The organism is Bacillus cereus group sp. BfR-BA-01382, assembly GCF_022663475.1.
Taxonomy (GTDB): Bacteria; Bacillota; Bacilli; order Bacillales; family Bacillaceae_G; genus Bacillus_A; species Bacillus_A thuringiensis_S.
This window is the reverse complement of sequence record NZ_JAKUFQ010000024.1, coordinates 1-25,650: the sequence shown is the minus strand read 5'-3', so window position 1 is coordinate 25,650 and position 25,650 is coordinate 1. Positions and strand designations below refer to the sequence as shown.

Genomic DNA, 25,650 nt, shown 5'->3' with positions numbered 1-25,650 from the left:
TTTCTAACTAAATCATATAGGATGGAGATTACAATGAAGAAAAAAGTGTACTTCAATCATGATGGCGGCGTAGATGATTTAATTTCATTATTTTTATTACTTCAAATGGAAAACGTTGAGCTTACCGGTGTATCTGTTATCCCAGCAGACTGCTATTTAGAACCCGCAATGTCTGCCAGTCGTAAAATTATCGATCGCTTCGGCAAAGGTAATATTGCAGTAGCCGCTTCAAACTCTCGCGGGCAAAACCCGTTTCCAAAAGACTGGCGGATGCATGCATTTTATGTAGATGCTCTACCAATTTTAAATGAGTCTGGAAAAGTTGTAACACCCGTGGTGGCAAAACCCGCGCATCATCATTTAATAGAAACGCTTCTACAAACGGAAGGAAAAACAACTTTATTATTTACTGGGCCCCTAACTGACCTTGCTCGTGCATTATATGAAGCTCCCATAATCGAAGATAAAATTGAACGTCTCGTTTGGATGGGTGGTACATTTCTTACAGCAGGCAATGTACATGAACCAGAGCATGATGGAACAGCTGAGTGGAATTCGTTTTGGGACCCTGAAGCAGTGGCTCGTGTATGGGATGCAAAAATTAAAATCGACTTAGTGACACTAGAAAGTACAAACCAAGTTCCGTTAACTATAAACATACGTGAACAGTGGGCAAAAGAGAGAAAGTATATTGGTGTTGATTTCCTTGGTCAATGTTATGCAATGGTCCCCCCTCTCGTTCACTTCTCAACGAACTCTACTTATTATTTATGGGATGTACTAACTACCGCGCTTGTCGGAAACACTAGCCTTGCAAAAACTGAAACGATTAATAGTATCGTTCATACATATGGACCAAGTCAGGGGCGTACAGAGGAAACTGCTGATGGACGACCTGTAAATGTCGTTTATGATGTAAAACGTGATGTATTCTTTGAATATATTACTGAATTAGCAAAGAAAGCTTCTACTTGAACCACTATCTATACGAAAAATAAATAGAATAAAATCACTTCAGACGATGAACCCCTATATTTAGAATTTAGTTGAAACTACATATTTAACTATTGAAAAGAGTATTGAATTAAATTTCAATACTCTTTTTGTGCAATTTAATTATATTGGATTAATGTAGTGTCTTATTGATTATTCATTTCATAACCATTGACAAAATACGTTATTGTTTCTAACTCATCTTCATTTAATTCTCTATCTAGTTCTTGTTTATACACTGCCTTTATCTTCTCTTCATCGCCTTTATGAATTTCTGTATAAGTTCCTACTGTTTTTAACATACGAATCTCTTGTAAAAACTCCTCTCGATTTATCGCTTCCCCATGAGAAAGAATATATGTCTCAGCATCAAATTTCTCTAATTCATCTATCAATTTAAACGTTCTTTTCGTCGTATAGTTCCACTTCGAAGAAAAAATATCTGCATATATACAGTCTCCTAAAAACAATATCTTTTCTTCTTTTATGTACATAACAACAGAATCATGTGCATGATCTCCGCCCACATGTTTTAACACGCAGGTCACTTCACCAAGGTCTAATTCCATTTGATCCTGGAACGTTAAGGTTGGAGGAATAATGTTAATATTTCTCGCTTTTTCTTCAAACTCTTTCTTGATGCAATCCGCACAAAATTCAATTTCAGTACCCTCTTTTACGCGTGCGTCCAACGCTTCATCTGTCCATTCATAAGATACTATTGCCTGCATTTCTTTTTTCGTTTCAGCGTGCGAAATAGTTAATGCATTCCGTAATACAGATAATCCAAAAATATGATCCCAATGCCAATGCGTTAGTGCTACAAAATCAGGATTCGATACATTTTGTTCTTTTAACATTTCTAAAAATAATTGTGCATGTTCTTCTGAATTCCCTGCATCAATCATTAAAGTTTTTTCTTTTCCAACAACCATTCCTAATATAGGTCTATCCGTTTCAGAAACTGGTGTCATATACCAAAATGAGTTTCCTATTTTTTTAATTTGTTGCATAACCAATTCCCCTTTTCATTTTCTCACTTAAATTTAATATATAAATTATAACGAATCACTACTTTTTTCTCTATACTCAAACACAATTACTTGGACTAATCCAACTTAATTTTTCGTAAGCTAAAAATAAGGGAATAGAATCGGAGTGTGATACTATGGAACGTTTATGGATCCCAATGATTGTAACATTTTTTTCGTTCGGTGGATTACTGTTAGGTGGTGCTGTTGGAGTAGCAACACGCCAACTCATTGAAGAAAAGATGCATCGTTTATACGCATTATGTGGTGGTATTTTATTCGGGTTATTATCACTTGAAATTATCCCTGAAACATTTTCAAGCTATGAAATAATTGGGCCTATACTTGGTATAGCCATCGGTATTTTAGTTATGAGCTTATTAGATAACTATTGTCATCATCCAATGATACATAAAAAAGATCAACAAGCATGGCAAACCTTCCTTTTTCTCTCTTTCGCTATATTTATTCATAATATACCTAGTGGATTTGCGTTAGGTACAGCTTTTATAAATCATAATGACTCTGCCATTCCCTTTTTAATAGCAATCGTCGTGCACCATATTCCAGAAGGATTAGCTTTAATTATTCCATTTCTTTTTACAAAGCATAAATATATTTCCTTTTTATTAACGACTTTATTACTTTCTCTTATTCTCGGTACTGGTACGGTTTTTGGAATTTTGATGGAAGGAAAAGCTCGTCACCTGCAAGGCCTCATTATGGGAAGTGCTATTGGTTCACTTGGATATGTCACAATTCATGAAATGCTTTGGAAAGCTAAGAAACAGCTCTCTTTCCTTACATTTCTAATGTGGGCAACTAGTGGTTTTCTCCTAATAATAGCGTTTACTCTACTAGCTGGACATCACTAAATTAAACAAAAAAGATAGCTGAAAACAATTTGTCTTCAGCTATCTTTTTTATTCTTTCTATCTCTCTATAGAAAGAATAATTCCAGCAATCATAGAACTAAGTCGCTCTAAAATATTCCCTAGAAAAAACGTGCATACACTTTGTTTCGAAATAACTGTAGCATTTCTTTCATACTTCGGGTCGTTTCTCTTAATAAAACATTATCATTTTAGTAATTTATTGGAAATAACATTATGTTTTTCGACCATTATCAATCTTTTCCTTCTTTATAAAAAACATAAAAAGAGCCCTATTTTCAAAACAAGGACTCTTTTCATAAACTATTTAGCTACCTCTTCTTTCGGCATTACCATCCCTTTATAAAGTTGAACAGTTATCCAGTAATAGATGAAATAAATGACTAAGAAGATTCCTATTGGCACCCACACTTTTACAAACGGATCAACTAATATAAAGCTGAATAAGTTAAGCCCCACTAAAACGTGAGAGATGCCAATGATTGCTGGGAAGATAAATAAATATGAAATTTCTTTATATATACTTTTCGTTAACATACTACGTCTTACGCCGATTTTTCGTAACATTTCATAACGGCGTACATCACGAGAAGCACCTGTTAATATTTTGAACATAAGGGAACTCGCCATCATTGCTAAAAAGGCAATTCCGAGGAAAAATCCCATAAACATTGTTCCGCTCATGAAGCTGTTCATAAACTGATAAATTGTCATTTTCGTAAATAAGTCTACCTTTGCACCTGTTGCTTTTTCAATTTGTTCTTTTTGTCTCTTGTCTATTTCGATCAATAACGGTTTATATTTTTTCATATCATCTACTTTTGCTAATGTTACAGTGTGTTCTGTTCCTTGAATCCCTTTATAATGCTCTTCGTCTGCAATTCTTACTGGTTTTCCGCTAAATTGATTATGCGTAATTTGTATCTCTCTTACAACTGCGTCTTCCCAATCCTTTGGCATTTGAGGGAATTTTGCTAATTCAGGAGCCTCTAAAGCTGAATATACAGGTTCAGTTAAAGGTTCAGTCACACGTTTACGAACAGGCTCTTTTAAAGTTTTTGTATCAAAATGGTCTGAAACAAGTGGTGGTTTCGCAGTTAAGTCGTTACGTAAATAATAAACCGCTTCTCCATCTACTTTATATTTGTAATTGCTCTCTTCAACAATTTCCATTTCTTTCAAGGCCGCTTTGTCTTGATCATTCGGATCATGAATTACAACATCATATACACGAGAAAAGTCTGTCATAATACCTACATTTTTTTGGAACGCCATACCTGCAGTCATCGCACCTGCTCCTAATGCAATTAACATCGCTACAGTACCTAATACTCTCGATAAACTATTTACTCGAAAGCGTAGCTGTGCATATGTAAAACTATTTAGACCAATTTCATTTCGTTTTTTATTCCCTTTAATTTTCATCACAAAAAATGGGAGTAATGAACTAAAGATAAAATATGTGCCAAGTGTTGTAACGATGGTTGCTATAATAAAACCTAATTCAGCATATATTTTTACATTGATCATAAAATAGTACCCTGTACTTACCAGTAATACACCAAGTACTGTCATTATAATAATGCGAGTTTTACTTTTCTTCACTTCATCTAGTGTTTCATCTTCACGAATTAACTCTAGTTCAGTTTTACGTAACAATCGGACGCTGTTCATTAAGCCAGTAATGAAAAATAGTATTAAGAAGAAAATAGCTGTAACTAAAATTGCTGGTGTGTATACAGATGCGTAACTACCTTTTGCTGAAATTTCCATTCCATTCATTAAAAAGTTTCCTGCTACACTTGCAAGTAACATCCCTACTACAATACCGATAATAATACTTACAATCCCCATACCGAATGTTTCAATAAATAATAACTGTGCTACTTTTTTCTTTTTCGCACCAAGCATCATGTACATACCGAGTTCTTTTCTTCTTAACGTGAGCAAGAAAGAGTTGGCATATATAATATAAAATACAGTAATGAAAGATAATAGTATTGCACCTACCCAAAAGACGAGTCTAATACTACTAATTAGGCTATTATCTTTCGTAAATTCACTATTCATCGCCATCGTTTGGAACATGTAGAAAATACTAATACTAATAACGAGACCAATAAGTAAAACCATATAATCTTTTAACATCTTTTTCATACTATGACGTGATAATTTAAATAACATAGTTTCGCCCCCTACTTAGACTCAGCAGCTGAGCCCATATGAGCGAGCACACCTAAAATGTCTTGATAGAAATTCTCTCGAGTGCCTTGACGATTTAATTCTTTATAAAGAAGACCATCTTGAATAAATAAAATACGCTCACAATAACTTGCACTAAATGCATCGTGTGTAACCATTAAAATACTTACATTGTGATTTTCATGTAAATCTTGCATCGCTTCTAATAAACTTTTTGCGTTTTTACTATCAAGCGCTCCTGTCGGTTCATCTGCTAATACAATTGCCGGATTATGTACTAAAGCTCTTGCCGCCGCTGTTCTTTGTTTTTGTCCTCCAGAAACAGCAGTCGGATATTTTGTTAAAATTTCAGTGATGCCTAATTTTTTTGCAACGTCATTTACCTTTCCAGTAATCTCACTGGACGGTACGCCTTGCAAAGAAAGTGGTAAAGCGATATTTTCATAAATTGATAAATTTTCTAGTAAGTTAAAATCTTGAAAGATAAAACCTAATTTTTGAGATCGAAAATCTGATAATGCATTACCTTTCATAGAAGTAATATTTGTTCCAGCTATCGTCACACTACCACCTGTCGCCTGGTCAAGTGTACTTATCACATTAAGTAAAGTCGTTTTTCCAGATCCAGAAGGCCCCATAATCCCGACAAATTCTCCTTCTTTAATACTTAACGATACGCCCCTTAATGCTTTTGACTGATTCTCATTTCTTTTCCCATACGTTTTTTCTACACTTTCTACAGTAACTACATTTGTTGACATCTCTTTCACTCCATCCCTTTTGTATAAAATCAATTTCTCACATATTTCTTATTATTTTGTCATGTGAATTCTTAAGAATTTTTTAATTATGCATTCAATAAGAGTTACATCCGTAACATGAACCTATTTCCTACTTCATATTCTCATTTTTCTACAACTCGTTCCCTCGATTTCGCTTACATTTACCTTACATTTTTGTAAGATAAAAAAGAAAACACACTAATTTTTATTAGTGTGTTTTCTTTACAATCAATATTCTCTATTCTTTATTTCCTCTTCAATCCTTGCCACAAATACATCTAGCGCAACAACTTCTGACTTCTCTTCCCCATATTTACGTACATTTACAGCTCCGCTTTCCATTTCCTTATCCCCAATAACAAGAAAATACGGTACTTTTTGCATTTGTGCTTCTCTTATTTTATATCCTAATTTTTCATCTCGTGCATCCTGTTCAACACGAACTCCAGCTTTTGCTAATTTATGTGCAACCTCACTGCAATATTGTTCATGTACTGCATTTGAAACCGGAACTACTTTCACTTGAACTGGTGCCACCCATGCCGGGAACGCACCTCCAAAGTGCTCAATTAATATTGCTAAGAAGCGATCTAATGACCCTAAAACTGCCCTGTGAATAACAACTGGTCTTTTCTTATCATTATTTTCATCTATATAATTTAAATCAAATTTCTCTGGCATTTGGAAATCAAGCTGGATTGTTCCGCACTGGTGACTTCTATTTAAAGCATCTTTAATATGAAAATCAATTTTCGGCCCGTAAAATGCACCGTCACCTTCATTTAGTCTATATTTATAATTTAGCGATTGTAATACATTTTCTAATGCTGCTTCTGCTTGCTCCCATAATTTATCATCACCCATTGAATCTTCTGGACGAGTAGAAAGCTCTACTTCATATTCGAATCCAAAAGTTTTATATACGTAATCAATTTGCGCCATTACGGATTTAATTTCATCTTCAATTTGTTTTGGAGTTACAAATAAATGTGCATCATCTTGGCAGAAAGTACGTACTCTTAATAATCCGTTTAACGCACCACTAAATTCATGACGATGTACTTGACCAAATTCACACATACGAATCGGTAATTCACGATAAGAATGCAATTTATTTTTAAACATAAGCATGTGCCCTGGGCAGTTCATCGGTTTTAATGCAAAACTTTTATTATCTACTTCAGAGAAATACATATTATCTTTATAATGTCCCCAGTGCCCTGATCTCTCCCATACTTCTTGGTTCATCATGAACGGAGTGCGTACTTCTTGATAATTGTACTCTTTTTGAATTTCTCTTAAAAATGCTTCCAATTCGTTTCGAATAATTTGTCCTTTGGGTAAATAAAACGGCATTCCCGGAGCCTCTTCAGAAAACATAAATAACTCAAGCTCACTTCCCAACTTACGATGATTTCTTTTTGCTGCTTCTTCAACGAAATGTAAATACTCTTCTAATTCTTTTTGAGAAGAGAATGCAACACCATATATACGCTGAAGCACTTGGTTATTACTATCACCTCGCCAATATGCACCGGAAACGTGAGTTAATTGAAATGCTTTCAAATAACCTGTAGATGGTAAATGTGGTCCTCTACATAAATCTACAAATTCACCTTGTTTATATAGTGTTACACTTTCTCCACTAGGAATTGCTTCTAAAATTTCTAATTTCAAACTATCATCTATTTCTTGAAACAGCTTAGCTGCTTCTTCTCGAGAAACCTCAACTCGTTCTATCTTTATATTTTCATTTATAATCTTTTTCATTTCTTTTTCGATTTTTCGTAAATCTTCTATGTTTACACTACTTGGAAGATCCATATCATAATAAAATCCATTTTCAATAACAGGCCCTACTCCAAGATTTATATCACCATACAATCTTTTTACAGCTTGCGCTAAAATATGTGCCGCAGAGTGTCTTGCAATTTCTACACCTTCATTTGAATCTATAGTAATGATTTCCACTTCCGCATTTTCTTCAATATTTCGGCGTAAATCATATAATCCATCATTTACTTTCCCCGCGACTGCTTTCTTTTTCAAACTACTGCTAATGGATCCAGCAATTTCTTCTAAAGTAACTCCATTTACAAATTCTTTCACGCTACCATCTGGAAATTTAATTTCAATCATTTGTTCTTTCATTTTTCATCTCTCCATTTCATAATAAAAAGCACACTCATCCCTAAAATAGGGACGAGCGTGCTTATACCCGTGGTTCCACCCAGATTCCCATTGTAAACATACAATGGCTTCTTTTACGGTAACGTCGTTTATACGGCACTAGATACTTAATTTCCCCAGTGCAGCTCTAAGGTGGTAAGTTATTTTTCTGCGTTAGGAAGTTCTCAGCTTTCCTTCCTTCTCTGTATAACCGGGTAAAATAACTCGTGTCCTTTTCTTCGCTTATTATGAAATTGAATGCAAAAAAGCATATTCATCCCTAAATATAGGGACGAATATGCTTATATCCGTGGTTCCACCCAGATTCCCATCACAAAAAACATAATGGCTTCTTTTGCGATAACGTCGCATACACGGCACTAGATACTTAATTTCCCTAGTGCAGCTCTAAGGTGGTAAGTTATTTTTCTGCGTTAGGAAGTTCTCAGCTTTCCTTCCTTCTCTGTATAACCGGGTAAAATAACTCGTGTCCTTTTCTTTGCTTTTTGTAAAACATCCATTTATTGTTATTTAATATATCTTATTCATTTTATTTTTGCAAGTGTTTAAAAAAATTATTTATTTAATTTAAAAAGTGAAACCAAATTTTTTTGGTTTCACTTCACAATTTTACCAATCTTGTGGTTCGTAATTTAAGTCTGCAAATAGACGTCTTTTCTCTTTCTTCGTTAAATCTCTCCACTGTCCAACTGGTAAATTATTCAATTCGATATTCATAATTCTCGTACGTTTTAACGTGTATACTTGATAACCTAAAGCTTCACACATACGGCGAATTTGGCGATTTAGCCCTTGGGTTAAAATAATTTGGAACTCATATTTTGATAGCTGTGTAATCTCACAAGGAAGCGTTTTTGTTCCTAAAATTTTAACACCCGCTGCCATTTTCTCTAAGAAATCAGGAGTAATTGGCTTATCTACTGAAACGATATATTCTTTCTCATGTTTGTTTTCAGCACGTAAAATTTCATTAACGATATCACCATCATTCGTTAACAAAATTAAACCGTCTGAGTCTTTATCAAGACGTCCAATGTGACTAATTCGTAAAGGATGGTTCACTAAATCGATAATGTTACCTTTTACAGCTTTTTCACTCGTACATGTAATACCTACTGGTTTATTTAAAGCGATATATACGTGATCTCGAGCAATTCGAAGCTGCTCTCCATTTACTCGTACATCATCACCTGGATTTACTTGGTCACCAATTTTTGCAACCTTACCGTTAATAATTACTCTTCTCTCATTAATTAGTTTATCCGCTCCACGTCGAGACGCTTTTCCAGCTTCACTAATAAATTTATTGATACGCAAATTAGGCACATCCTTTTCTAAAAAAATTTCAAGCTCACACTGCTTCTACCGTACAATACAAAAGGGTAAGCCTCCTATTATAACTTAAATATATTAACATGAAAGGGTATATAACGTCTTCTATTAATTACTTGTTTATAAGAAAATATCGTTATTATACAATCATTTATGCACTTTTTCAGCGTTTAATATACAAGCCATTCTTCCTTACATACAGCTTGTTTTCCTTTTATCTCTTCTATATCTTCATGAATATTAGCTAATTTATATAAATCTGGGAAAATCTCTTCCACATAATGTTGGTGCGCTATTTCATCTTTCCAATACGTTAACACTATGTAACGATTTTCATTTTTTAAAGACTTCCCAACTACTCCACCTAGCATTCCTTTTGCTTTTTCCATTCCTTTATTCCAAATTGTTTCTTGCTTATGTAAAAAATGCTTTTCCTTTTCCAACTTTACATCACATATAGCAACTCTTACGAACGCTCCCTCTATTACAATATCTTCCAAATGCATATCGGTTATATCATACAACGTTTGAAATAATTCAATTTCACATGAAAGAAACGTATCCTCTTGATTACTATTTAAATAAATTGTATCGTGAGAAGCATTCATAAATGATTGATATACACTTCTATCTTCCCATAAAGTAAATACACATGCCTCATCTTCATTCCATCCACCAAATTGTCCATGAAAACCATCTAGGTGCTGTATATCACGCCATTTTTCTTGCGCACTTGAAAATAATTCTTTTTTCTCTTCTTCAACTTTACAGTAGATTGTTTTTAGTAACATTTTTAATTCCCCCCTATGATCCGATCCATTTCCCACTCGCCATACTTTCTATTTTTCCATATACACAAACGTTAATTTTTTGTTATCAACTCCATTACTTACTAGAAATTTGATGCCCTCCGTAAATGTTGTAAGTTGATTACCGGAATACTTACCGGGTAAAAATACATCTAAAATATAAAAATTAAAATCTCTTGCTTTGCTTTCTTATCCCGCTTATAGTTTACATAACATAATTATATATTACTGATTATCTATATCATTCAATAAAACATCCTATTTTTTATACTTGGTAAACTATCCACTCATTTTCATAAGAAATACTATTTTATTCTATACGCATAATAATTTTAATTCCAACAATTCAGAATTAAAATCCAAAAAAGATAGGAAGTAAACAATCCTACATTATCATCTACTCCCTATCTCTTTTATCATCAATTATTTTTCAAATATAGAATACGTAATTTCTCCTGGATAATGTACTACCGTTACCTTCCGTTTTTCTTTTTTAAAACTAACAGTATGACCGTTTTCCCCTAAGTTCTCCCAGCCACTCGCCTTTGTAATTGGCATTACACTTATATATTTATAATCCTCTTCCTTTTCATCGTTAATATGGATTGCTGACATTGGTACTGGAAAATCTTCAATTTTAGATTCTTTGTCCAGATATATGAGTGCAAATAAGCCAACTAATATCATAGCCATTGAAATATTTGAAACTAGTTTTTTTCTATTCATTTTCACTGAAAACCCTCTTTTCTCACATATTACTTTCATCATTTTACTAATCTTAGTTATTTATGTATATAAAAAATATAATTAAAATTAATTCTAGACTATATTCTCTATCATTAATACTGTTATTGTTATATATTATAATTAATAGATTTTAAAATTTTGGAGGCGTTACTCATTGAGGAATTTTTTTTCAAAAAAATGGTCAGTTGTAATTTCTATTTTTATTATTGCCAGTACGATTTTCTACACAATGATAGATAAAAATCATAACAAAAAAGCCACGGTAGAAACAATTGATACAAAAACATTCAAAACTAACCTGCAACCTAAAATAGATGAGTTAACTACAAATTATAATGACATCATCGAGAAAGATTGGTTGCCTGCTTGGGAGGATATTAATATAAACGAAGATTCGGTTGACAGGACTAAACTATTAAGTACAATGATTTCTGTTTCAAAGCAATATGAAACAATCATAAAAGAAATTGACACCCTACAAATTGAAGAAAACATAGTAGAAGTACATATACAAAAGCAACTAACCTATTTCACAACTGAATTTAAAACCGCATCTAACTTCATGAAAAATGCAGCAGATTTGATTATAACTGGAGCCAATAGCTCTACTCCAGCTAATGAAATAATTGAAAATGCTAAACACTCTTTAGAACTTGCCGATCAACTTATTGTCATCGCTTTATCCACCTTAGCTGAAGTTGAGGATAAATTAGGACTTTTGAAAAAATAGCATTCTTTACTATTTTAAAATAAAAAAATGATTGCATTTCATTAATTGTATAACTATAATGTTTTTATTGATTCTATACACATTCAATGCGTATAAGTTATTAATTTTATAATTCGGATGAACCATTCAGGAGAAGGTCTATTGATCTACCGACGGGGCAAAAAGTTGTAAAACCAACTTTGAAACTCTCAGGTCTTGGTTACAAGTAGAACTGCATGGGGACGAATCTCTGGAGAGACTCCCTTTCGCTTTATATAGCGCAGAGGAAAACGAGCACCGAAGGAGCAAATCCGCTACTATAGCGGATAATCTCTCAGGTAAAAGGACAGAGACAAGCGAAAGAAAATGCCGATTTGTATCGGTTTATTTTTCTATCCCTTGTTTCTCCAGAGACCATTTCATTTACTTGAAGTGGTTTTTATTTTTTTCTAAAAAAGGAGAATACAGATGGAGACAGTAAGTAAAGTGTTAGAACAAATCAATCACTATGTGTGGGGACTACCAACGTTGTTGTTACTCGTTGGTACTGGTATCATTCTCACAGTGCGTTTAAAAGGTTTACAGTTTAGTAAACTATTATACGCTCACAAACTAGCTTTTAAAAAATCAGAAGATACATCTTCTTCTGGAGATATTAGCCACTTCCAAGCGCTTATGACAGCTATGGCGGCAACGATTGGTATGGGAAATATCGCTGGTGTTGCAACAGCTGTGACAATCGGTGGTCCCGGTGCAATCTTTTGGATGTGGATTACTGCTTTGTTCGGGATGGCAACAAAGTATGCCGAAGCAATTCTTGCGGTGAAATACCGTGTTAGTAATGAAAATGGCGAATATTCGGGTGGACCAATGTACTATTTAGAACGTGGTTTAGGAAAGAAATGGCTTGCTGTTTTATTCGCCATATTCGGTACAACTGCTTCTTTCGGTATCGGTAATATGGTGCAATCTAACTCAGTTGCAGAGGCAATGCGAATTAATTTCTCTTTCCCCCCTGCTCTAACTGGTATATTGATGTCGTTTTTAATCGCTATTGTTATTTTAGGCGGAGTTAAAAAAATCGGGAAAGTGACAGGATATATCGTTCCTATTAAAGCTTTCTTTTATATCATTGCTGGCCTTATTATTATTTTCTATCACTACGATCAAATTCCAGAAGCATTTTCACTTATTTTTTCTGGTGCATTTACTGGTACTGCAGCTGCTGGTGGTTTTATCGGAGCAACAGTTGCATCAGCTATTCAAATCGGAATGGCGCGCGGTGTATTTGCGAACGAGGCTGGTTTAGGGAGTGCCCCTATTGCCGCGGCGGCTGCAAAAACAGATTCACCTGCAAAGCAAGCATTAGTTTCTATGACCGGTACTTTTCTAGATACGTTTATTGTATGTACAATTACAGGACTTGTATTAATTACAACAGGTGCATGGAAATCAGGTAAAACTGGCGTTGAAGCTACAACACTTGCATTCCAATCTGTATTCGGTACTGCTGGTAGTATGATTCTCGGTATCGCAATTATTTTATTTGCCTACTCTACTATTTTAGGCTGGTCGTATTATGGAGAAAAATGTGTAGCTTATTTATTCGGAGAAAGTGCTGTTAAATATTATAAAGCAATCTTTATCATCATGATTGCTATTGGTGCGAATTTAAAATTAGGCATCGTATGGACATTTGCGGATATTGCAAATGGACTTATGGCAATTCCAAACTTAATTGGTCTAATTGGATTAAGTAGTATTGTTGTCGCTGAAACGAATCGCTTTTTACAAGCAGAGAAATTAAAAGAAAGTCATAAAAAACAGGCAAGTTAATCAATAATAAAGGAATGACTCATACATAATGAGCATTCCTTTTTTTGTTTTCTTACTCAGTAAATATCATTAAAAATATATTTATATCAATCTTTCCCTTTTTTATTCCACTAAAAGTTTTTCACATAAATGACATAAATCGTATGGTCTAACTATATAGTTGAAAAGGAATGCGACATTAAAGCGTCGCTGAAAAACTTATCCAAGAAAGGGAGGAAAAATCTTTTGAAAAACAAAATCATTGTTTTCCTATCTGTTTTATCATTTATTATTGGTGGTTTCTTCATTAACACGAATACTTCAAGCGCTGAAACATCATCTACTGATTACGTTCCTAACCAATTAATCGTTAAGTTCAAGCAAAATGCATCTTTAAGTAACGTGCAATCTTTTCATAAATCTGTCGGAGCTAATGTCTTATCTAAAGATGATAAGTTAGGTTTTGAAGTCGTTCAATTTTCGAAAGGTACTGTAAAAGAAAAAATAAAGAGTTATAAAAATAATCCAGATGTAGAATATGCAGAACCGAATTATTACGTTCACGCCTTTTGGACTCCGAACGACCCATATTTTAAAAATCAATATGGATTGCAAAAGATTCAAGCTCCACAAGCTTGGGATAGCCAACGAAGTGATCCTGGTGTAAAAGTAGCTATTATTGATACAGGAGTTCAAGGCTCACACCCTGATTTGGCTTCGAAAGTAATTTACGGGCATGATTATGTTGATAACGACAATACATCTGATGATGGTAATGGTCATGGTACACATTGCGCTGGAATTACTGGAGCCCTTACGAATAACAGTGTCGGAATTGCTGGTGTTGCCCCACAAACTTCAATTTATGCTGTCCGCGTATTAGATAATCAAGGAAGTGGTACACTTGATGCTGTAGCGCAAGGTATTCGAGAAGCTGCTGATTCGGGGGCAAAAGTAATTAGTTTAAGTTTAGGAGCTCCAAATGGTGGTACTGCATTACAACAAGCCGTTCAATATGCATGGAATAAAGGCTCTGTTATAGTTGCAGCTGCTGGAAATGCTGGAAATACAAAAGCTAATTACCCTGCTTATTACAGCGAAGTAATTGCAGTTGCTTCTACAGATCAAGCAGATAAGAAATCTTCATTTTCTACTTATGGTAGCTGGGTAGATGTTGCAGCACCAGGTTCAAATATATACTCCACTTATAAAGGAAGCTCGTATCAATCATTAAGTGGTACTTCTATGGCAACACCTCATGTTGCAGGAGTCGCTGCTCTTTTAGCAAATCAAGGATATAGCAATACACAAATTCGCCAAATTATTGAGTCAACTTCTGATAAAATTAGTGGTACAGGTACGTACTGGAAAAATGGTAGAGTCAATGCATTTAAGGCTGTACAATACGCTAAGCAATTACAAGAAAATAAAGCTTCTTAAGAAAACTTTAATCAGTCGATCTACCATGAATGCGGAATAAAATAGAAGGAGAGACTTCTATAATTAAAGCCTCTCCTTCTTACAAACTATATTACTCTCCCTGCTTTTTAACCATATGTAAATACAGTACAAAATCCATCATTGTCGACGAATGACCAAGTTGACGAATCATCGCTGTTATATTTCCTCTATGATATGTACCATGATTTACGACATGTTGTACTAACTCTAAAATTGAAGTTTCTAATGCCCCTGCATATGGGTTCTCAATAACAAATACAGCATTCACGTCTTGTATTGTAATTAAAAAGTCTTTATATTGATTTGCCATGTTTTCAAACATTTTTTCTAATTCATGTAACGATTTAGTTTCAATTTGTTTTCGTAAATCTTCTCGGTCTTGTATTGCTTCATTCATACTTTTACCATGCAATATGTGTAACCACACTTGATCTGTAATATAAATATGCACAAAAGTATCCTTAATGGATGGGAATACACTCTGTATCTGCTCATTAAAAATTGTCTCATAGTTTGGTAACTCTTTTAATCGATTGAATAATCTAGTATTAGCCCAAGCATGGTAATCACACTGTTTTAATATATAATCTTTCAATTTATATTACCTCCTTATTGTATGAAACGAATGGTTTGTTTCTTCATTTCCGATTCTCTATCAGCCTTTGCAATCCCTTTTCCTTTCATTTCATGTTTATTTATCGTTTTATATTTTACATACGTATGAAATTCCGTTTGAAATGGAAATGGTGTAATCCGAATTGTTTCCTCGTCCACCCATTCAGCTTGAATAAGTTTCTCCTCCTTACTATTAAACATTTCTGTTCCTTCAAAACCATCTTTAAATAAATCAATTTCATCTTTCTTTTTTACACCAGGCTTATTCATACATACGTATAAAGAAAGTTCATCACAAAACTTTAATAATCTATAATATTTATCAAACATCGCAAACTGTTCCTTTGTTAACGTTTTCAAAATTCTTTTTTGTCGTTCTAATTCATGTTTATAAAATGACATCATCTCTTCATCTTCCTCGTTTAGTGGAAATGATAAAAAATGTTTACTGCAAAGCAATGCCCCGTATGGATTAGAATTTTCAATTTCATTCAAACCAATCGTATAAAAAACAAAACGTAATGGGCTTGGACAATCCATAAATGTATATGGAATATTTTTAGCATCATTCAAAATTGGTACTTTATCAAGCTCTATCCATCCTCTGTCATGCTCATATATTGCATCAACTGTTTCTTTTAAATATGTTTTACCTTCAAAAAAGTCCTCTTTTATATGCTTTGCAATCTCTCCAGCTAAAAAACCATGATCATGTTGACGAATTAATATACTTTCCTTCTCATTTTTTTCACGAAAAATCATTCCTATACTCCCCCTCATCCTCATACTTAAGCTTTTTATATGCATCGATTCTTAATTAATCCCTAAATAATAGAAGGGATTCAGTCTCTTGCAACGAAATTAACATAATTATATAGTATTCTTTCTAATCATAGTGATAGCTTTATCTTTACTATCTATTATACTAAAACATTCATTCCAAAAATTTTTTTATGAGGTGAAAACATGAACAAAACAGAATTAATTAAAAACGTAGCACAATCAGCTGATATTTCTCAAAAGGACGCTTCTGCAGCTGTACAATCCGTATTTGACACAATTGCTAATGCATTACAATCTGGCGATAAAGTTCAATTAATCGGATTTGGAACTTTTGAAGTGCGCGAAAGATCTGCTCGTACAGGACGTAATCCGCAAACTGGCGAAGAAATTCAAATCGCAGCTGGTAAAGTTCCTGCATTTAAAGCAGGTAAAGAATTAAAAGAAGCTGTTAAATAAACAAGAAACCAGCCATTTTATAGGCTGGTTTCTTGTTTTTATTTAAGCAATTGCTTTATATTCTCTGCATGGTACACTTCACAAATATAAAATACACATTTGCAGTTACTTACAATTTGATACTTTCTAGTTGGATACACATTCGCTGTAACAGAACATCCATCAAACAATTCGATAATATTTCCAGATGGCTGATATCCTTCATATAATACGTTTCTTCTTACTTCCATCTTTTCTATAAGCTTTTCAACAGGAATATTTCCACTCTCTAATTCACTCTTTATTGCGTCCGGTAAAAACGAAGTGTCTGCAAAAATTAGATTTTCAGATAAAACCTTACCTTTATAACTAACATTAGATACACGGTAAAGAAATGTTCCATCTTTATCAAAGAAATTCTTTGCTTCTTTCGGAATGTACTGTCTACCAAGTGCCTCTTGTTCAAGAACATCAAACTGAACTGTATCATTTAAAAGCTTTTCTAAAGCGTGAATGGATGATGTATCTCCAGAAAATAAAATATTTTTAATTGCTTGTATATTATAAGTGAATTCATTCTTTCTATTTTCCGCCACTAACATGAGGAACACCTCTTCTATAATTTTTTATTTAAGATTTAAAAGTGCTACCGCGTCTAATTGCGTAATTTCAGTCACTTCCTTACTGAATATTGCAACAGAAGCCATATAATCTAAACTAGGCCTTACATCTTCCATCATTGTATTATTTGCCAACTCTTGCTTATCCTTAAAAACTAACAATCTTGGAGGATTATTTGGAGCTGATACTGTAATATGTACTGGTGGAATCATTAGTCCTTCACCTGTCGCTTTCAACACCGCTTCTTTTCGAGTCCAATATGTTAAAAAACCTTCTATTTTCTGTTCATTTGGCAGTTTCATAACTTGTGCTATTTCAATGTCTGTTAATACACCTTCTGCCATTTTCATAACATCTACATTTGGATTCATTTGTTCTACATCTATGCCAACAGGTGCAGATTTTGTAAATGCAACGACAACCCACTCACCTGAATGCGAAACAGATAATTGCGGCATACCTTCTGGTAATTGTGGTCTTCCATGCTGCAATTTACATACGGAACACATTCGATCAATTGGTACTTGGACTGGTGACATAGAAAGTATCTTGCCGAGAACTAATCTACTAATTACGCAACCTATTATAAAACGAGCTCGATCTGCCGAATGATGATACGAATTTGCTTTCTCTCGCTCTATATTATTTAGTAAATTGTAATGCCATGATTGTAAATCTGAAATTCTTGCCCACCATATTTGACAATCATTCTCATTCAAAGTTGGAATAGAATCTACAACTTTACTTTCTATCATGTAAACTCTCCTTTATTCAACGAATATCAATTTTCATAAAAAAGCATACGTATATTGTTACTCATTGACAAGTACTTTCTCTTTTTCTGATACTGATAATGTTTTTTCTTTCTTCTTTGACATTACCTCTTTATCGGAAATACGTAAAGAAAATAGTAGTGCTATAAGCAAAAATATTGCTGATCCAATTAATGCTGCTTGATATGGTAAAAAATCGGATTGAACGTTATTACTTCCAAAACCAGCTAGTATACTAGCTAAAACAGCTACTCCTATTGCTGAACCTAATCGATTTTGCACATTGAATATAGTAGTCGCTCTCCCCATAGAAGGCGGCGTGATATTGTTAAAGGCAGAAAATTGAACCGCACCGACAGATTGACCTAAGAAAATACCAATGCCAAACAATAATGCCCGGATTTGCCACGGATTCGTATCGTGATTTACAAAACTCAATAAAACAAATATAACCGCCGTACATATTAATCCAATAGAAATTACCTTTCGAGCTCCTAATTTCTTATATGACCATGGCACAATTTGTGAAGAAATCATTAATCCAATCGCCTCTGGAAATGTCGTAAGTCCTGATTCTAGCGCGGAAACTCCTATCACATTTTGATACATAAGTGGAAAAACAAATAACATTCCTAATAAACCAGCTGATGAAAATAATGATATAATGCTCATCTTTCTAAATACTGGTTCTTTTAATAAGCGTAAATCTAACATCGGTTGCTTTACTTTCAGTTCTACGATTATAAACAACGCAATGAATACAAGCCCAGCTACCCCGGTACTCATAATTTCTGGAGAAATCCACCCTTTTGATGGTCCCTGGCTGAGTGCATATATGAGCATCGCAAATCCTGGTGCTGATAAAATAAAGCCAAGAGAATCAAAGCGACCAGCTGATTTTTCAACATGCTCTGCTAAAAATAGAAGTCCAAATAGCAATGCAACGATTCCAAACGGTACATTAATATAAAATGCCCAACGCCAAGACATTTGATCTACAAAGAAACCACCGATGATAGGCCCAACTGCTGGCGCTACAGCAATTGGAAGTACAATGAACCGGGAAATCTTCGGTCTTTCCTTTGGTGAAAATGTTCGAAATAACATCGCCATTCCGACCGGTGTTAAAAGCCCTCCACCAGCACCTTGAATGATACGAAAAATATTCAATGAAGTAATATCGTTAGCCATTCCGCATAAAGCAGAAGCGATTGTAAATACGAAAAGAGCAATTAAAAATACTCTTTTCGTCCCAAAACGATCTCCTAACCAACCAGAAATCGGAAGGAAAACAGCTAAACTAACTAAATACCCAACATTAACCGTCCCCATTGCAGATGCAGGTACTTGTAGTTCTCTACTTATCGTTTGCAGTGCTACATTTACAATCGTTGCGTCCATCGCAGCCATAAACATCGCAGTTATATACACGATACTTACAACTACTTTTGGATTTAGTTTTGCTTTCATTATCGTTTTCCTGCTAATGTTTTTTCGCGAACTTGATTACTTTTCGGATTCAAATCTTTCCAGTTATATTCAACATATTCCAAGCAGCTCTGCCTACTAGCTTCTTCATATACGACATTCCAGCCAATAGGTACATCGAGAAAAGCAGGCCAGAGAGAATACTGGCCCTCCTCATTTATTAATACTTTATATGTGTAATTATCATTTTCAAATGGATTCGTCATACTCTACTTACCCCTTTCTTATTCTGCAAATATTTCGCTAATACTTGTCCAATTTCCGTGAGTGGACCTGGCTGACATAGATCTTTATGTCTACAATCAATATCGTGCTGCACAATTTGCCCGTCTAAATAATTTAGCCACGTATTTGGAGAAATAGGATCAAACCAATCTGGTATAACAGTAGATCTAAAGAATAAGATATCTCCGTTATAAACTTTCGGTACATACTTCCCTAACAACCCTACTGAATTTACATATGTTTCTTTCAAATTCAATATAGTCTCTTCTTCAAGACTTGCTAATGCACTTCCATCTTTACGAAGGATTTCAACTGCACTTTCCATTGTAAGTGGTTTACCATCCATGTTATCTGGGTCATATCCGCCTAAAGCAAGTAATGCTATTAACGCTTCCTCTTCAGTAGGCGCTTCCGTATTCGGTAAGAAGTGTCCAGGATAAGAATCAAGCATAACGAGTAATTCTACTTCTTCCCCTCCATTTTGTAGTTGCGCCGCCATTGCATGCACAACATTTCCTCCAAGCGACCAGCCTAGTAAACGATATGGTCCATGAGGCTGTACTTCACGAACGTGTTTCAAGTAATCCGCCGCCATCTCCTCTAAAGTTTTTGGAAGTTCTTCATTTTTAGCAATACCACGTGCTTGTACACCATAGATTGGATAATCTGTTCCTAAAGATTTCATAAGTCCTGCATAGCACCAACTTAATCCACCTGCTGGATGTACACAAAATAGTGGTAATTGATCCCCGCTTGCTCGTAATGGAAGCAACACATCAAGTGCACTTTGACCATTCCCCATCTCAAGTCTTTCAGCTAACCCTGCAACAGTCGGTGCTGCAAATAAAGTGCCAATGTTTAGTTCCACTCCAAGCGCCTCTTTAATGCGGCTCATAAGCTGTACTGCAAGGAGTGAATGCCCACCAAGATCAAAAAATCCGTCATCAATTCCAATTTGAGGTACACTTAGCACTTCTGTAAACAAGTCACATAACATTTCTTCTTGCGGTGTTCTTGGACCACGACTAGAAGATGATGCGATAAATTCTGGAGCTGGCAATGCCTTTCTATCTAATTTACCGTTTGGAGTTAAAGGTAACTCATTTACTACTACAAAAGCGTATGGAACCATATAATCTGGTAAACTACCACTAGCAAACTGACGCATTTCATTCGTATCAATCTCTTCATCATTTGATGCGACGATATAAGAAACTAACCGTTTATCCCCTGGTTGATCTTCCCGTACAATAACGGCTACTTGCTCAACTTTAGGGTGCTTCATTATGACTGCTTCTATTTCTCCTAATTCAATTCGGAATCCACGAATTTTTATTTGATGATCTGCACGTCCTATATAATCTAGCGTCCCATCTTTACGCCAGCGAGCTAAGTCTCCTGTACGATACATTCTTGTACCTGGCTTGCCAAATGGATCTGCGATAAAGCGTTCAGCCGTTAATCCTGCTCTTCCTAAATATCCACGCGCAAGCCCTGCACCTGCAACATACATTTCTCCAACTACTCCAGGTGGCACTGGTTGTAAATAGTTGTCTAACACATACACTTTAAGGTCAGGTATACTGCACCCAATTAAACTATTTGCTCGTAAAGAGACGATAGTTTCATCTAATTCAATATAACTAACATGCACTGTCGTCTCCGTAATACCGTACATATTAATAAGCTTTGGTGCATTATGAGGATGTCGACTATACCAATCTTCTAAGCGACTTAGCTCAAGTGCTTCTCCTCCAAAAACAACATATCGTAAAGATAATTTTTGGCCAATCTCTTCATTTTCACGATCTGCTTGCATCAATTGATAGAACGCTGATGGAGTTTGATTTAAAACCGTAACCTTTTCTTTAACAAGAAGCTGTAAAAATTCTTTCGGCGAGCGACTTACAGTATGTGGCACTACAACTAAACGCCCTCCGTATAATAAAGGTCCCCAAATTTCCCAAACCGAGAAATCAAAAGCGTATGAATGGAACATCGTCCAAACATCGTTTCCGTCAAACTGGAACCAATGATCAGTTGCCCCTAAAAGTCTTACTACATTTTGATGAGGTATCATAACGCCTTTCGGTCTACCCGTTGAGCCTGATGTATAAATAACGTAAGCAATATGTGATGGAGATAATGGCTTAATTCGTTCCACTTCATCAATATTGTCTTCACTATATTTCTCAACTTCTGCTATTACTTTCACATCATCAACTAAAACTTTTAGTGCCTCGTCACATTCAATTTCCACTTCTGAATTCGTTAAAACACATGATGGTTTCGCATCGTGTAGCATAAATGAAATACGATCTGCTGGGTAATCTGGATCTAACGGAAGGTATCCAGCACCCGCTTTAAGAACAGCTAATAAGCTTACCACCATGTTTAATGATCTTGGCATCGCTAAAGCAACGAGTTGATCAGGACCAATCCCTTTTGCTATTAGGAATCGAGCTATTTTATTTGCTTTTCTATTTAACTCTTCATAAGTTAATTTCTTATCTTCAAAGACAACAGCAATAGAATTTGGATTTATATGAGACTGTTTTTCAAATAATTGTGGCAATGTCATTTCTGGTGCAATTTGAAAACCACCATTCCACTTTTCTAATACTGTATTTTTCTCTGCTAAAGTTAATATTTCTAATCTGCCAATGGATTGATCCGGATTTGTCGCCGCATCATCTAATAACAAAATGAATCGTTCTATTAGTTTTTGAACCGTTTCACGTTTATATAAATCGGTACTAAACTCTAGTAATCCATGTAAACCGTTCGGAGTACCATCATCCCCGTTACTCTCACTAATTTCAAATGTTAAATCAAATTTTGCAGAACCGACGCTTTGAATTTCAAGGCTCGCTTCTAAACCTGGTACATGAAACGTTGCTTCTGGTGTATTTTGAAAAGCTAACATAACCTGAAACAACGGGTGGCTGTTTCGAGTACGGACTGGATTTAACACTTCAACAAGCCTTTCAAATGGAACATCTTGATTTTCATAAGCTGCAAGATTTACCTGCTTCACTCTATTTAATAATTCTTTAAAACTTGGATCTCCTGAAGTATTTGTACGTAACACTAATGTATTTACAAATAAACCAACAATATCTGAAAGTACATCATCATTTCTTCCAGCAATGGGACTTCCAATTGGTATATCAGTGCCTGCACCTAATCTTGTAAATAGTGCACTAAGCCCTGCTTGTAACACCATAAACAAACTAACTCCATTTTTACGTGCAAGCTCTACTAACCTACTATGCATACCTTCATCTATATGAAAATGAATTGTTTCCCCGCGGTAACTCGTCTCAATTGGACGCTGGAAATCTGTAGGTAACTCCATTTGATCTGGTAAACCTTTAAGTTCTTCTTTCCAAAAATCTAATTGTGTTGAAATAAGACTCTCTGGTGTCGTTTCATCACCTAGCAATTGTTGTTGCCAAAGTGCATAATCTGCGTATTGAACTGGAAGTGTCTCCAGCTGAACTCTGTCACCTTGACATCGTGCTTTATACGCCGCTGTAAAATCTCTCGTTAACGGCTGTAATGACCAGCCATCACCTACAATATGATGTAATAAAATTAATAATACATGTTCGTTTTCACTCACTGTAAAAAGTTGCAAACGAACTGCCGGCTCAATATCGAGGTTAAAACTATATCTTACCGCCTCTGAAAGTACACTTTCTAATTCATCTTTACATGTTTTTGTTATAATCATTTCTAGATTTAAGTTTTCCATATCTAAAATTTTCTGATAGGAACTACCTAATACGTTAGGGAAAATTGTTCTAAGTGTTTCATGTTTCTCAACTACATCATAAAAAGCACCTTGTAATGCTTCCTCATTCAATATTCCATTCATACGAATGACTAGCGGAATATTATAAGTAGGACTTGGACCTTCTAAACAATTTAAGAACCATAACCTGCGCTGTGCAAATGAAAGTGGAACTTCATTTGGCCTACTTGCTTTCTGAATAGCTGGTCTTGCACTTTTTGCATGGTTTAATTGTTTCGCCAGTTCGGCAACAGTTGGTGATTCAAATAGTTTCCCGATACCTAATTCCACACTTAACGTTTCACGAATTCTTGCCATTAAACGAGATGCAAGAAGGGAATGTCCACCCATTTCAAAGAAATTATCATCAATACTAATTCGAGAAACACCAAGTACTTCTGCAAATAAATCACATAATATTTCTTCTTTCGGATTTCTAGCAACCCTCTCATTGTTCATTCCATTAAAATTAGGCGCAGGTAATTTCTTTCTGTCAACCTTACCATTTGGCGTTAATGGTAATTCTTCTAGCACAACAAATGCCGATGGTATCATATAATTCGCTAAACTTTCTGAAACATAAGAACGAATTTCTGAAAGATTAATCGGTTCCTTTTCTTCTGCAATGATATATGCAATGATGCGTTTATCATTTGGACGATCTTCTCGTACCATTACTACCGCTTGTTGAATATTTTCATGTCGTTGTAATACCGTTTCAATTTCAGCTAATTCAATTCGGAATCCACGAATTTTAATTTGATGATCTGCGCGACTAATGTACTCTAACGCACCATCACTACGCCATTTCACAAGATCTCCTGTACGGTACATGCGCTTCCCTGATTCTCCATAAGGATTTGCAACAAACCGTTCAGCTGTTAACTCAGGTTTTCCTAAATATCCGCTTGCAAGTCCTTCCCCTGCAATATATAATTCACCAATAACTCCAGGTGGAACTGGTTGTAACCCTGCATCCAATACATACACTTCTGTATTGGAAATTGGCTTTCCAATAGGAGGTATACCCTTTTCACTTTCATCAATGTTCATGAAAGTAGACCAAATCGTCGTTTCAGTTGGTCCATATAAATTAGTTATTGAGCAACCTAATTCTTTTAATTTATTTGCTAAATGCGCTGGAAGAGCTTCACCACCAACAAGTATGTTTAGCCCTTGTAGCTTCTCTGGATAATCAGTTACTAACGCCTGCCAAAGCGTCGGTGTAGCCTGCATAACGGTCACTCTTTCTTCTTGTAAAAGTGTCGTTAATGCAGAAGGCTCTTGTATGTCTTCTTTTTGCGCAATTGTTAAACTTGCACCACTAATAAGAGGTAAATAAATTTCTAGAGCAGAAATATCAAACGCAAAAGTTGTAACTGCTAATAAATGATCATTTTCATTTAACGAAAACTTTTGTTGCATAGCCATTAAAAAGTTACTTAAACCTCTCATAGGAACAATTACACCTTTTGGGTTTCCTGTTGAGCCTGAAGTATATATTGTATAGGCTGGGTTTAAAAGTAATACATCATTCTTACATGCTATATTCATACGAGAATATGTATGTAACGCTAGTTTCGTTTCTTCGCCATCTAATACAATTTTTTTCATACCATTTTCTATAACTAACTTAGATGAAACAGATGAATGTGTTATGATACAAACTGGTTTTGCATCATCTACTATATAATTAACTCTTTCTGCTGGGTATTCTGGATCTATTGGTAAATATGCTGCACCAGCCTTTAAGACTGCTAGCATACTAACTATCATTTCTATTGATCTAGGGAATACTAAAGCTACAAACTGATTTGGTCGTATTCCTTCTTCTACTAAATAATGTGCTAGTTCATTCGCTCGTTCATTTAGCTCTTTATACGTAAGGTTTATACCGTCACAAGTAATCGCTAGTTTATTTGGATTTTTTTGCACTTGTTTTTCAAATGA

The 25,650-nt window shown here is 34.9% G+C and carries 20 protein-coding genes, 1 pseudogene, 1 riboswitch and 2 other annotated features; of the genes and pseudogenes, 6 read left to right on the top strand and 15 right to left on the bottom strand.

Annotation, left to right across the window (positions count from 1 at the left end):
* The first annotated feature begins 21 nt into the window (after positions 1 to 21).
* Entirely contained in the window at positions 22 to 975 is a 954-nt protein-coding gene (locus tag MR160_RS12350) for a nucleoside hydrolase (RefSeq protein ID WP_003261685.1), read from the top strand.
* A 164-nt stretch (positions 976 to 1,139) separates the two neighbouring features.
* Here the strand turns inward: MR160_RS12350 and MR160_RS12345 are convergent, their stop codons facing one another.
* Entirely contained in the window at positions 1,140 to 2,006 is an 867-nt protein-coding gene (locus MR160_RS12345) for an MBL fold metallo-hydrolase (RefSeq protein WP_001184095.1), read from the bottom strand.
* A 155-nt stretch (positions 2,007 to 2,161) separates the two neighbouring features.
* Between MR160_RS12345 and MR160_RS12340 the strand changes: the two genes are divergently transcribed.
* Positions 2,162 to 2,899, top strand: coding sequence for a ZIP family metal transporter (locus MR160_RS12340; protein ID WP_000440613.1), 738 nt, complete (start codon positions 2,162 to 2,164; stop codon positions 2,897 to 2,899).
* A 72-nt stretch (positions 2,900 to 2,971) separates the two neighbouring features.
* On the opposite strand, the pseudogene MR160_RS12335 reads toward MR160_RS12340, so the two are convergent.
* The 7 genes and pseudogenes from MR160_RS12335 to MR160_RS12305 all read right to left on the bottom strand — a co-directional run.
* Positions 2,972 to 3,072 (bottom strand): annotated as a pseudogene (locus MR160_RS12335) (MFS transporter); the annotation flags it as partial.
* 148 nt (positions 3,073 to 3,220) lie between these two features.
* Entirely contained in the window at positions 3,221 to 5,101 is a 1,881-nt protein-coding gene (locus MR160_RS12330; RefSeq protein ID WP_000897903.1) for an FtsX-like permease family protein, read from the bottom strand.
* An 11-nt stretch (positions 5,102 to 5,112) separates the two neighbouring features.
* Positions 5,113 to 5,880, bottom strand: coding sequence for an ABC transporter ATP-binding protein (locus tag MR160_RS12325; protein ID WP_000106426.1), 768 nt, complete (start codon positions 5,878 to 5,880; stop codon positions 5,113 to 5,115).
* 249 nt (positions 5,881 to 6,129) lie between these two features.
* A complete protein-coding gene (thrS, locus tag MR160_RS12320; protein WP_000663089.1) occupies positions 6,130 to 8,052 on the bottom strand; it encodes a threonine--tRNA ligase in 1,923 nt (640 codons plus the stop codon).
* Between the two features lie 44 nt (positions 8,053 to 8,096).
* Positions 8,097 to 8,319 (bottom strand) — a binding site (T-box leader).
* Between the two features lie 36 nt (positions 8,320 to 8,355).
* Positions 8,356 to 8,579, bottom strand: a binding site (T-box leader).
* A gap of 121 nt (positions 8,580 to 8,700) precedes the next feature.
* Positions 8,701 to 9,408, bottom strand: a complete 708-nt coding sequence (gene rluF, locus MR160_RS12315; protein WP_001222160.1) for a 23S rRNA pseudouridine(2604) synthase RluF — start codon at positions 9,406 to 9,408, stop codon at positions 8,701 to 8,703.
* 185 nt (positions 9,409 to 9,593) lie between these two features.
* Positions 9,594 to 10,214 (bottom strand): YdbC family protein, encoded by a 621-nt coding sequence (locus MR160_RS12310; RefSeq protein WP_000925175.1) that lies wholly within the window; start codon positions 10,212 to 10,214, stop codon positions 9,594 to 9,596.
* A gap of 441 nt (positions 10,215 to 10,655) precedes the next feature.
* Positions 10,656 to 11,000, bottom strand: a complete 345-nt coding sequence (locus MR160_RS12305; protein WP_044783011.1) for a hypothetical protein — start codon at positions 10,998 to 11,000, stop codon at positions 10,656 to 10,658.
* Between the two features lie 133 nt (positions 11,001 to 11,133).
* On the opposite strand from MR160_RS12305, the gene MR160_RS12300 reads away from it, so the two are divergent.
* The 3 genes from MR160_RS12300 (at position 11,134) to MR160_RS12290 (ending at position 14,943) form a co-directional block, all read left to right on the top strand.
* Positions 11,134 to 11,709, top strand: a complete 576-nt coding sequence (locus MR160_RS12300) for a hypothetical protein (protein WP_001243468.1) — start codon at positions 11,134 to 11,136, stop codon at positions 11,707 to 11,709.
* A 219-nt stretch (positions 11,710 to 11,928) separates the two neighbouring features.
* Positions 11,929 to 12,048: riboswitch (glycine riboswitch) on the top strand.
* Positions 12,049 to 12,156: 108 nt separating this feature from the next.
* Complete coding sequence (locus tag MR160_RS12295) at positions 12,157 to 13,524, top strand: alanine/glycine:cation symporter family protein (RefSeq protein ID WP_000451017.1); 1,368 nt, start codon at positions 12,157 to 12,159, stop codon at positions 13,522 to 13,524.
* Between the two features lie 225 nt (positions 13,525 to 13,749).
* Entirely contained in the window at positions 13,750 to 14,943 is a 1,194-nt protein-coding gene (locus tag MR160_RS12290; protein ID WP_086391109.1) for a S8 family peptidase, read from the top strand.
* Between the two features lie 91 nt (positions 14,944 to 15,034).
* Here MR160_RS12290 and MR160_RS12285 read toward each other — a convergent pair whose 3' ends face one another.
* Complete coding sequence (locus tag MR160_RS12285; protein ID WP_000656265.1) at positions 15,035 to 15,559, bottom strand: DinB family protein; 525 nt, start codon at positions 15,557 to 15,559, stop codon at positions 15,035 to 15,037.
* Between the two features lie 14 nt (positions 15,560 to 15,573).
* Positions 15,574 to 16,341 carry a DUF3891 family protein gene (locus tag MR160_RS12280; RefSeq protein ID WP_000577287.1) on the bottom strand — a complete coding sequence of 256 codons (768 nt, stop codon included), beginning with the start codon at positions 16,339 to 16,341 and terminating at the stop codon, positions 15,574 to 15,576.
* A 204-nt stretch (positions 16,342 to 16,545) separates the two neighbouring features.
* On the opposite strand from MR160_RS12280, the gene MR160_RS12275 reads away from it, so the two are divergent.
* Positions 16,546 to 16,818: an HU family DNA-binding protein gene (locus tag MR160_RS12275; RefSeq protein ID WP_001043905.1), complete on the top strand. Its 273-nt coding sequence runs from the start codon at positions 16,546 to 16,548 to the stop codon at positions 16,816 to 16,818.
* 38 nt (positions 16,819 to 16,856) lie between these two features.
* On the opposite strand, the gene MR160_RS12270 is transcribed toward MR160_RS12275, so the two are convergent.
* The 5 genes from MR160_RS12270 to MR160_RS12250 all read right to left on the bottom strand — a co-directional run.
* Positions 16,857 to 17,399 (bottom strand): hypothetical protein, encoded by a 543-nt coding sequence (locus MR160_RS12270; protein ID WP_000959120.1) that lies wholly within the window; start codon positions 17,397 to 17,399, stop codon positions 16,857 to 16,859.
* A 24-nt stretch (positions 17,400 to 17,423) separates the two neighbouring features.
* The gene (sfp, locus tag MR160_RS12265) at positions 17,424 to 18,173 is read right to left on the bottom strand and encodes a 4'-phosphopantetheinyl transferase Sfp (protein WP_000573014.1); all 750 of its coding nucleotides are present in this window, start codon (positions 18,171 to 18,173) and stop codon (positions 17,424 to 17,426) included.
* A 57-nt stretch (positions 18,174 to 18,230) separates the two neighbouring features.
* Complete coding sequence (locus tag MR160_RS12260) at positions 18,231 to 19,661, bottom strand: MDR family MFS transporter (RefSeq protein ID WP_000644938.1); 1,431 nt, start codon at positions 19,659 to 19,661, stop codon at positions 18,231 to 18,233.
* The gene (locus MR160_RS12255) at positions 19,661 to 19,885 is read right to left on the bottom strand and encodes an MbtH family protein (RefSeq protein WP_000184057.1); all 225 of its coding nucleotides are present in this window, start codon (positions 19,883 to 19,885) and stop codon (positions 19,661 to 19,663) included. Before MR160_RS12255 ends, MR160_RS12260 begins: the two co-directional genes overlap by 1 nt.
* Positions 19,882 to 25,650, bottom strand: a 5,769-nt coding sequence (locus MR160_RS12250; protein WP_242297418.1) for an amino acid adenylation domain-containing protein, incomplete at its 5' end; no start/stop codon positions are given. The genes MR160_RS12255 and MR160_RS12250, both read right to left, overlap by 4 nt.